The 9,421-nt window shown below is 68.2% G+C and carries 11 protein-coding genes; 1 reads left to right on the top strand and 10 read right to left on the bottom strand.

Annotation, left to right across the window (positions count from 1 at the left end; genetic code table 11):
- Positions 1–141: 141 nt before the first annotated feature.
- The 8 genes from H7I87_RS14035 to ag85B all read right to left on the bottom strand — a co-directional run bounded on the left by H7I87_RS14035 (position 142) and on the right by ag85B (position 6,045).
- Positions 142–585, bottom strand: coding sequence for a nuclear transport factor 2 family protein (locus H7I87_RS14035; protein WP_019731776.1), 444 nt, complete (start codon positions 583–585; stop codon positions 142–144).
- A gap of 61 nt (positions 586–646) precedes the next feature.
- The gene (locus tag H7I87_RS14030; RefSeq protein ID WP_023861640.1) at positions 647–1,999 is read right to left on the bottom strand and encodes a cytochrome P450; all 1,353 of its coding nucleotides are present in this window, start codon (positions 1,997–1,999) and stop codon (positions 647–649) included.
- 56 nt (positions 2,000–2,055) lie between these two features.
- On the bottom strand, positions 2,056–2,478 hold the full coding sequence (locus H7I87_RS14025) for a lipoprotein LpqH (protein WP_019733681.1): 423 nt from the start codon (positions 2,476–2,478) through the stop codon (positions 2,056–2,058).
- Between the two features lie 12 nt (positions 2,479–2,490).
- Positions 2,491–3,324, bottom strand: coding sequence for an SDR family oxidoreductase (locus tag H7I87_RS14020; RefSeq protein ID WP_019733682.1), 834 nt, complete (start codon positions 3,322–3,324; stop codon positions 2,491–2,493).
- Positions 3,321–3,800 carry an SRPBCC family protein gene (locus H7I87_RS14015; RefSeq protein ID WP_170945488.1) on the bottom strand — a complete coding sequence of 160 codons (480 nt, stop codon included), beginning with the start codon at positions 3,798–3,800 and terminating at the stop codon, positions 3,321–3,323. The genes H7I87_RS14020 and H7I87_RS14015 overlap by 4 nt, the downstream gene beginning before the upstream one ends.
- A gap of 35 nt (positions 3,801–3,835) precedes the next feature.
- Positions 3,836–4,330, bottom strand: coding sequence for a resuscitation-promoting factor RpfC (gene rpfC / locus H7I87_RS14010; protein ID WP_224111461.1), 495 nt, complete (start codon positions 4,328–4,330; stop codon positions 3,836–3,838).
- 48 nt (positions 4,331–4,378) lie between these two features.
- Positions 4,379–4,942 carry a chorismate mutase gene (locus H7I87_RS14005; RefSeq protein WP_023861638.1) on the bottom strand — a complete coding sequence of 188 codons (564 nt, stop codon included), beginning with the start codon at positions 4,940–4,942 and terminating at the stop codon, positions 4,379–4,381.
- A 110-nt stretch (positions 4,943–5,052) separates the two neighbouring features.
- Positions 5,053–6,045, bottom strand: coding sequence for a diacylglycerol acyltransferase/mycolyltransferase Ag85B (gene ag85B, locus H7I87_RS14000; RefSeq protein WP_003876576.1), 993 nt, complete (start codon positions 6,043–6,045; stop codon positions 5,053–5,055).
- Between the two features lie 578 nt (positions 6,046–6,623).
- Between ag85B and H7I87_RS13995 the strand changes: the two genes are divergently transcribed.
- The gene (locus H7I87_RS13995) at positions 6,624–7,775 is read left to right on the top strand and encodes a DUF7159 family protein (protein ID WP_033725085.1); all 1,152 of its coding nucleotides are present in this window, start codon (positions 6,624–6,626) and stop codon (positions 7,773–7,775) included.
- Positions 7,776–7,791: 16 nt separating this feature from the next.
- Here H7I87_RS13995 and H7I87_RS13990 read toward each other — a convergent pair whose 3' ends face one another.
- Together H7I87_RS13990 and H7I87_RS13985 are read right to left on the bottom strand one after the other, a co-directional pair.
- Complete coding sequence (locus tag H7I87_RS13990; RefSeq protein ID WP_023871153.1) at positions 7,792–8,358, bottom strand: YceI family protein; 567 nt, start codon at positions 8,356–8,358, stop codon at positions 7,792–7,794.
- A 31-nt stretch (positions 8,359–8,389) separates the two neighbouring features.
- On the bottom strand, positions 8,390–9,403 hold the full coding sequence (locus tag H7I87_RS13985) for an alcohol dehydrogenase (RefSeq protein WP_003876579.1): 1,014 nt from the start codon (positions 9,401–9,403) through the stop codon (positions 8,390–8,392).
- Positions 9,404–9,421: the final 18 nt, after the last annotated feature.

Genomic DNA, 9,421 nt, shown 5'->3' with positions numbered 1-9,421 from the left:
TCTGCCTGGCGCGACGCCGTACCAACGTCCTTTACGCCCTCATCCGTGACAACCGCACCTGGCAACCCGAATCACCCCCGATCACCAAGTCGGCGGCTTGACATCTTCATTGAGAGTCCTTTCGGCGCTCTGACGTCTCGGTCAGACCAATGCTGAAGCGTCAAAGACCCAGCTAGTGTCCCCATTTGCCAAGCCCTCGAAGTGGTTCGGGGGAGCGAAGGCGACGAGGCTTTGCATGTCCCAATAGTCTTTCCAGACGGTCACTTTGCCATCGATCACCTTGTGGACGGTGACGAATCGCAGCACGCCCTGCTCGCCGGTGGCGAACGTCCATGTCTCGGAGTGCTCGTAGAGCACGTCGGAGCCGTTGGACACCAGCACGCCGGGGTGGTTCTGGTAGCCGGCCAACTGCTCGAGCCCCATCTTGAGCCGCTTGACGATGTCCTCCGGGCCACGGGCCGACAACGCCGGAACGGGCATGTCCACATACAGGCAGTCGTCGGACAGGAAGGTCTTGACCGCATCCCAATCACGCCGCGACAGGGCCTGCCACAGCCCGCGCACGACATCCTCCACCGCGATCATAGAAACCTCTGTCATAGCGGCAAATGAAACTCCGTCGGCGCGGCGGTGTCAACCGCCCGGTTCACCCGGCGGTCGGCTCATCCGGGCGGCCGCCGGCTTCCGCGGCGGCCAGCGAGCGGGCCGGGCCCAGCCGCACCGGCAGCGACGACCATCCCCGCAGCACCCGGGTCTCGCGCCGGCTCCCCGCCCCCGCGGCACGCGCCTCGGGGAAGCGCTCGAAAAAGGTGCGCAGCCCTACCTCGCCCTCGGCGCGGGCCAGGGCCGCGCCCAGGCAGAAATGCCGTCCGCCGGAGAACGCGAGATGCCTTCCGGCGTTTGGCCTTTCGATGTCGAAGCGGTGCGGATCGCCGAATACCGCCGGATCGCGATTGGCGGCCGCCAGATACACCAGTACCAGATCGCCGCGGTGCAGCTGCCGGCCCGCCACTTCGACGTCGTCGAGCGCCATCCGCGCGGTCAGCTGCACCGGCGATTCCAGCCGCAGGATCTCCTCGACGGCGTTGGGCCACAACTCGGGCCGGCGCCGCAGCGTGTCGAGGTGCTCCGGCGCGTCCAGCAGCATGCGGATGCCGTTGCCGAGCAGGTTCACCGTGGTCTCGAAGCCGGCGGCCAGCACCAGCCCGGCGATCGCCGCAAGCTCGGTCTCGTCGAGATAGGTTTCGGCCGAACCGCTTTCGGCGGTCTGGATCAGCTGGCTCATCAAATTGTCGCTGGGGTTGCTGCGCAGCTGCTGCAGATGCCCGGCCAGCCAGGAGCTGAAGCCGGCGATGCCACGCTGCACGCTGCGGTATTGGCGCCACGGCAATCCGATGTCCAGGCTCGGGGCGGCCAGTTCGCCGAATTCCAGCACCCGGCTGCGGTCCTGCTCGGGGACGCCGAGGATCTCGCTGATGATCGCGACCGGGAGTTGCGAACAGTACCGTCCCACGATGTCGACGACGCCCGGCCCGCCGGTCAGCTGGTCCAACAGCTCGGCCGCGGTGCGCTCCACCCGGTCGCGCAGCGCGGCGACCGCGCGGGGCGTGAACACCGCCGACACGGTCTTGCGGTAGCGGGTGTGCTCGGGCGGCTCGACGGCCAGCAACGACGGGGCGCGCAGCGGGTGCAGCAGGTCGTCGCGGGTGCGACGCTCCAGCCACCGCAACGGCGCCGGCAGGTTCGATCCGAAGACCAGCACCCGGAAGTCCTCGGAGCGCAGCAGCTCGTGGGCGAGCGCGTGGTCGGCCGTCAGATAGGCGACGCGACCCTTCACCAGCGTGCCGCGGGCCCGAGCTTCGTCGTAGAAGCGCGCCGGATCGGCGGCCACCGCCGGATCGGCGATCAACCGGGCGTGCACGTCACCGCGGCGGGCGCCCAGCGCGGCGGCGCCGCGGATGAAGCCGTGCATCGCGAACCAGTGCAAGCGTTCCTTCACCGGCCCCTCCCTCGTTCAGCCGTCGTCACCAGCGTATGCCCCGGCCGTCACGAGAATCAGCACTCGGCAACGATTTTGAAGTCGGTGGTCACCACTTTGTTGGGGTTGGCGCTGTTGATGCCGTACGCGCTACCGGTGATGGTGTATGCGTCGTTGGTGAGATCGACGTGCGCGTCGCCCACTCCGCCCTGCCAGTAGCTGCCGGTGAAGCCGTCGACGTTGCGGATCTTCACCCACTGCGGCATCACCCGGTAACCGCTGAGCAGCACCACCGCTTCGACTCCACCGTCGTGGTCGGGGATATTGATGGTCCGATACATCTGGTCCTGCCGGCAGGACGGCGGGCGGGTCGTGTGGGTGGCGCCGTCGATGGTCAGCCGGGCGGCCTTGCGCGGCACGGTCTGCGCCGCGCTGCACCCGGCCATGCCGGCGACAACGGCCGTCAGCACCAAAACGACTGTGGGCAAGCGTTTTTGCACCAGCCGAACTCCTTACTGCCGCTTCGGCATCAGCGCGGGCAACGACTTGACGATGCTACGCCGCACGAATTCCGGACTCAGACCCTTGAACACGTCGATCAGGCGAATGCTCCTGGGCACGTACCAATGCAGCCGCCGCGGATGGTGGTAGGCCCGCCACGCCACCTCGGCCACGCTGCTGGCCGGCATCAACCGCAGCACGCCCTTCTTGGGCGCGGTGGCGCGAAGCTCCTCGGCGGTCATCGGCGCGGCGCCGTCGTTGGAATGGTTGGTTGTGGTGGTGAGGATGGCGGTGTCGATCAGACCGGGCAGCACGTCGGCCACCCGCACCCCGTGCCGCTGCCACTCCACGCTCAGCGCCTCCGTCAACCCCTTGACGGCGTGCTTGGTCGACGAATAGACGGCCAGCCGCGGCATCCCGTAGGTGGCCGAGGACGACGACGTGGAGAACATCAGGCTGCCGGCCGACTTCTTGAGGTAGGGCAGCGCGCCGTACGCCCCGGTCAGTACCGCCTTGTAGTTGACGTCGACCACGCGCATCGCGGCGTCGTACGGCACGTCCTCGAACCAGCCGGATTCCCCGATGCCGGCGTTGTTCCACATCATGTCGAGCCCGCCGCCGGTGTTGCCGGCGCAGAAATCGGCCAGGGCGCCGTCCAGCGCCGCCTTGTCCGTCACATCGACGGCGCGGGTCCACAGCCGATCGTCACCCAGTTCCTGCTGCAGCGTGGCCAGGCCGTCGTCGTTGCGGTCCACGGCGCCGACCCGCCAACCCTTGGCGTGGAACAGCTTTGCGCCCTCGCGACCCATGCCGCTGCCCGCGCCGGTGATGAAGATCGATTTCACGGCGCGTCGGCCTCGACCACGTCTTTGATCCTGTTCAGCGTCTTGGTCATGTCGCGGATGTTGCGCCGCTTGCGCAGAAAGCCGCCGAACACCCAGTACACCGGGAGCCAGGGCGCCGGATTGAGCCGAAACGACTCGGTCACGTCGGTGCCGCCACCGCTGGGCGCCAAGCGGTAGTGCCAGTTGTTGACCTCGCGGTCACCCAGGAGCACGGTGAAGCCGAACTCGCGACCCGGTTCGCAGGCGGTCACCTTGCACGTCGTCCAATACACCGGTCCGATCTCGTTGCGCCGGACGTGACCGCGGAATTTCGCGCCGGGGGCCGGGCCGGTCGCGCCGCCCAGCCACTCGGCCTCGAACACCTCGGGGGAGAACCGCCCCATGTTGCGCACGTCCGCGATGAGGTCCCAGATCTTGGCCGCGGGCGCCGCCATGTGCACCGTCGCCGAACCTTCCATGGGCTGATCCAAACACAGCTTGCGGCCGGCTCATAGACCGCGGCGGCGTTTGATCAGCGCGGGACCGCCGCCTGGATCAGGCCGTTGATGATCTGCTTGATGCCCTGCGCGGGGTGCGAGTACCAGCCGATCGGCAGGCCGGACTGGGCGCCGCACTTCGGCCACGGCTCCACGCCCTCTTCGGCGAAAACCCGGTTGGCCACGGCGATCTGCTGTTCGCGGGAGGCGGCCGCGGGGTTGCCGACGCCGCCGTAGCGGGCCCAGGTGGCCGGTTTGAATTGCAGTCCACCGTATTCGCCGTTTCCGGTGTTGGCGTGCCAGTTGCCACCGGATTCGCATTGAGCGATCGCGTCCCAGTTGGGCGTGGGCTCGGCGCTCACCACACCCGTGGACGAAGCCATCGACGCTGCAACGAACCCGCCGACCACTACGGACTTGACGAGAAGCTTGCAGAGATTTGTCATGTCCAGGATTTCGGCCCGTGTGGCCAAAGCGTTACCTATTCGAAAATGCCGCGAGATATGCCTTCTATCTGCGGAAACCGCCATTTCGGCAGGCGAAAACAAGGCGTTAGAAATTGGTGAGGAAAATTTAAATTATTGCTGGCAATACGACTGCGTGGCCGAGGTCAGGGCCCGTTGGTAAAGGGTGTCGAGCCGACGGTCGCCGACGACGGCGCGCCGCGCGTCGGCCAGCAGCGCCGCGCATGCCGGCGAATGCAGCAGCGGCCAATCGGCCGCCAGCGCAGTCAGCATGGTCCGGCTGAGGTCGTCGATCGCCGCCCGCGAGGCCGTCAGGTCGGGCGCGTCGGCCGGGGCCTCGCCCGGATTCAGCTTCCAGCTCGCGAACCGGCTGTATTCGATGGCCTCGGTGGCGCGGATCTGGTCGGCGAAAACCCGGGTGACGTAGTCGCGGTCGATGTTCTCGGCGGCGGCCTGGTCGCCGAGTAGGGCCAGCTGTTGGGCGACGCGTGCCGGGTCTTCGACGGCACCGTGACTGTTCCATTTGTAGGCGGCCACCGGCTCGGCGAGCTGCAGCCGCTGGGCGGCGGCGTCGACCAGCTCGGTCAGCGGATCGGCGGTGTCGGCTCGGGCCTTCGCCGCCGGCACCGCGAAGGCCCCGGCGAGGGCCCCGGTCACCAGACAGCCCGCCACGACCACACGGGCGGCCCGACCCCTGGCGCCGCGGCGCCCGGTCGGGGCCGCAACAGCACTACTGCGCCCGACGGTGTCATCGTCGAGCGCAGTAGTGGCCGCGAGCGGTCGAGGGGTTATCCGCCGCCGCCCGGGGACGCGCCCAGGGTGCCCTGCAGGTCGGGCTTCATGGCGTTGAGCTGGGCTCCCCAGTACTCCCAGCTGTGCGTTCCGTTGGCGTTGAAGTTGAACACGGCGTTGTGGCCGCCGGCGCCGTTGTAGGCGTCCTGGAACTTCAGGTTGCTGCTGCGCACGAAGTTCTCCAGGAACTCGGCGGGCATGTTGGCGCCACCCAGCTCCGACGGTGTCCCGTTACCGCAGTACACCCACAGCCGGGTGTTGTGGCCGACCAGCTCGGGGATGTGCAGGCTCGGGTCGTTGCGCTGCCAGGCCGGGTCGCTGGACGGGCCCCACATGGCGTCAGCCTTGTAGCCGCCGGCGTCACCCATCGCCAGACCGATCAGCGACGGCCCCATGCCCTGGGACGGGTCGAGCAGCGCCGAGAGCGATCCGGCATAGATGAATTGGTCGGGATGGTTGACGGCCAGGATCATCGCCGAGGATCCGGACATCGAGATGCCGACTGCGGCGCTGCCGGTGCGCTTCACACCCTTGTTCGAGGCCAGGTACGACGGCAGCTCGCTGGTCAGGAAGGTCTCCCACTTATAGGTGGAGCAACCGGCCTTGCCGCACGCGGGCTGGTACCAGTCCGCGTAGAAGCTGGACTGTCCGCCGACGGGCATGATCACCGACAGGCCGGACTGGTAGTACCACTCGAAGGCCGGGGTGTTGATGTCCCAGCCGTTGTAGTCGTCCTGAGCCCGCAGGCCGTCCAGCAGATACACCGCGGGGGAGCCGTTGCCGCCGCTCTGGAACTGGACCTTGATGTCGCGGCCCATTCCGGCGGAGGGCACCTGCAGGTACTCGACGGGCAGGCCCGGACGCGAAAACGCATTCGCGGTCGCCGCGCCGCCGGCAAGACCGATCAGGCCCGGCAGGGTTACAGCCGCCGCTGCGCCGACCAAAAGCCGGCGCCCCCAGGCCCGGACCTTCTCGCTCAGATCTGTCATACCTGCCCCTTGTCGGATGTGGTCGCATGTGATCGTGGTCTCACAGGAATTTACCGTGTGAGTCCGTCAAATGTCGATTGGGACGCGAACGAGTCTCGGTTTCGCATCTCTTTTCGTCTCGCAGGTTTTCACCTCGCAATTTCGCCGCCCGCAGCGCCGGGCGGCGACGGGTGCGGGGATACCCGGTCGGCGCCGGTCCAACCAGCAGTCCAACCAGTTGTCCAACCGGCGTGCGGCAAAACATCCGGGTCGGCGCGGATTTCTGCGCGTTGGTCAGCGCGCCAACCGGTCGCCGGTTTCCTTTCGCGTGATTTCGCGATCGGGGAATCGATGCACTCCGCCCTGCCATGCGACCCGTTTTCCGGTGGGTTATCAGGTGATTCGGCCACCGGTTTGTTCCCGACGGCTGACCGGGCGCTGCCGGCCTTTCGCGGACCGCGTAGGCTCTCTCGGAGCAAGCCGATGAAGACCACGCTATCCCGCGTCTGTTCCGGCTCTCACGAACCCGTGTACCAGCGGTTTCATGGTGCGCGTCAGCGTGTCTGGGAGCGGAGCGCGGGACCGATTGGGGCACAGATTTGGACACGGTATTTGGCCTGTCGGTGACACCGACCACCGTTGGGTGGGTTCTCGCTGAAGGACATGGCGCGGACGGCACCATCCTGGATCACCAGGAATTGGCGTTGCACTCGGGCGGCGCTCTGCGCGCCGCCAGTGCCGCGGAGCAGGTGGTCGACGAGGTGTTGCGGGTCGAGGCGGCGGCGGCCGGCTGCGATCGGCGGCTGCGTGTCATCGGCGTGACCTGGAACGACGAGGCGTCCGTACCGGCAGCGCTGGTGCTCGAGGCGCTGACCGACGCGGGCTTGCACAACGTGGTGCCGGTCCGGTTCCTGCAAGCCGTCGAGACCCTGGCCCAGGCCATCGCCCCGGTCATCGGGTACGAGCAGACCGCCGTCTGCGTTCTCGAGCACGACTGGACGACGGTCGTCATGGTCGACTCCCACGACGGGCAGACCCAAACCGCCACCAAGCAGGTGCGCGGCGGTTTCGACGGCCTGACCCGCTGGCTGACCGGCATGTTCGAGCGCGACGGCTGGCAGCCGGGCGGCATCGTCGTCGTCGGCGCCCACAGCGACATCGACGGCTTGTCCTGGCAACTCGAAAAGGCTTTGCCGGTACCGGTTTTCGTGCAATCGATGGCCCAGGTGACGATCGCGCGGGGCGCGGCCCTCTCGGCGGCGCGCAGCACCGAGTTCACCGACGAACAACTCGTGGCGCGCCGCAGCGAGCCGGTGACCCCGGCACCCGTCCGGCACCGGCGGTTGTCCTACGCCGGAGCCATGACCGCGCTGACCGCCGGGGCGATCTCCTTCGTCGGCTCGGTGTCGCTCGCGGTGGGCATTCACGTCGGTCCGGCGAGTGCGACCGCGTCCGCCAAGCACGCCACCCATCCGCCCGCGCCGCAGGTCGCCGAGGCGGTCAAGGCCGTCACACCGCTGCCGGCGGTACCGCAGACCAAGCCGCCGACCAAGCCGCCGAGCGGGCCGGCCCCCGCGCCCGCCGGCGAATCGGCCGCTCCCGACGAACAGCCCGGCATCGGCGACGACCGGCAAATGGAGTCCGGCAACCGGCAGCCGTATCTGACCCGGGTGCTCGAGCACATCCCCGGTGACACCGGTGAGCCGGCGGCCGATTCGGCGCCGCATCCCACGCTGGACCCGCAGCCCTGATTCCACCCCCAGCGGCTCACCGGTCCTCCGCCCGATCCTTGGCGTGCACCGCGGTGAACGACAGCGACACGTCGTCGGCGACCTGGACCGACCCCATCAGCAGCGAGAAGGGCTTGATGCCGTAATCGGATTGCCGGACGGTCGTTTCCACCGACAACCGCCAGGCCTCGCCGAGATCCTCTGTGCGCAGGTCGATTACATGGTTTCGGGCAGTGCCCTGGATCTGTAGCGTGCCGGTCAGCCGGTACCCGTCGCCGGCGCGCTCGATCACGTCGGACGTGTAACGAATCTCGGGAAAACGACTGGCGTTCAAGGACTTCAAAGCGTTCGACCGCACCAACGCTTTCTCGGCCGTGGACAGCCCCTTCACGCCGCCCTCACCGCGCAGCACCTCGAACGAGTCCACCTCGACGGCCAGCTCGGCCCGCACGGGCCGGGAGCCGGCCCAGCCGACGCCGCCGCGCCACCGGGTCATCGCGATGGTGAGGCGATGGCCCATGCGCGCCGCCCGACCGGTGACACCGGTGTGCAGCAGCAGTTCACCGTCGGCAGGGCCGATGGTCCACGCGTCGTCGGATGCCACGGATCGACTGTGTCAAAGTCACACGTCAAAGTCACATGGTCAAAACGGTGCGGTAATGCGCTCGCCCGCCTTCCAGGGCGGCGTAGCCGTCGGCCGCCCGGGACAACGGCAGCTCCTCGATCCAGGCGCGCACCCCGGACAGGACCGCGAACTGCATGGTGTCCTCGACGTCCTTGGCGGTGCCGGAGGGATGACCGACGATGCTGAGGCCCGGCGTTATCAGCTGCAGGGGACTGATCGGCAGCGGCTCGGGCGTGACGCCGATGGTGACCAGCTCGCCCTGCGGCGCAAGACCGCCGACCGTGGCGGCCATGGCCTGCGAATTGCCGGCGGTGGCCAGCACCACCGCCGCGCCGCCCAACGCCCGCAGCGCTTCGGCGGGGTCTTCGGCCGTGGAGTCGATGTAGTGATGGGCGCCCAGTTTCCGGGCGTCATCGGCTTTACCGGTACCGCGGTTGATCGCGATGGTCTCGAAACCCATTGCGGCGGCGAATTGCACGCCGAGATGACCCAGGCCGCCGACCCCCAGGATCGCCACCCGATCGCCGGGCAGCGCCTTGGTGTGCCGCAGGGCGTTGTAGGTGGTGACCCCGGCGCAGCCCATCGGGGCGGCTTCGGCGTCGGTGAGTTCCTCGGGGATGCGGGCCAGCGCGCTGGTCGGGACCGTCACCGATTCCGCGTATCCGCCGGGATAGTGCCAGCTGGGTACCTTCCCGTTCACGCAGTGGATGAAAAGGCCTGCGCGGCAAGGGTCGCACCGGTAGCAACACCCGCCGAACCAGCCGACCGCGACCCGCTGGCCGACCGCGAACCCTTCGACACCCTCGCCCAGCTCGGCGATCCGGCCGGCGATTTCATGCCCCGGCGTCAACGGCCACGACAGGCCGGGGAATGCACCGTTGACGAAGTGAGCGTCGGTGCCGCAGATGCCGCAGGCACCGACCGTCAGCCGTACCTCGTCCCGGCCCGGCGGCCGGGTTTCGGTGTCGACCAGTTCCAACGCTGCGCCGGCGGATTGAATCTGGACGGCTTGATGTGTTGGCATCGGTCCAGCCTAGATGGC

The sequence above is a fragment of the Mycobacterium timonense genome (genome assembly GCF_025821985.1).
GTDB classification, from domain to species: domain Bacteria; phylum Actinomycetota; class Actinomycetes; order Mycobacteriales; family Mycobacteriaceae; genus Mycobacterium; species Mycobacterium avium.
The sequence above is the reverse complement of the archived record's forward strand: the minus strand, read 5'-3'. Positions and strand labels throughout refer to the sequence as shown.

Coding starts and splice junctions, on each gene's coding strand:
- rpfC (WP_224111461.1), bottom strand. CDS start 4,330: ATGGCGGTTTCCGCAGATAGAAGGCATATCTCGCGGCATTTTCGAATA.
- H7I87_RS13985 (WP_003876579.1), bottom strand. CDS start 9,403: ATGCCAACACATCAAGCCGTCCAGATTCAATCCGCCGGCGCAGCGTTG.
- ag85B (WP_003876576.1), bottom strand. CDS start 6,045: ATGACAGATCTGAGCGAGAAGGTCCGGGCCTGGGGGCGCCGGCTTTTG.
- H7I87_RS14035 (WP_019731776.1), bottom strand. CDS start 585: ATGATCGCGGTGGAGGATGTCGTGCGCGGGCTGTGGCAGGCCCTGTCG.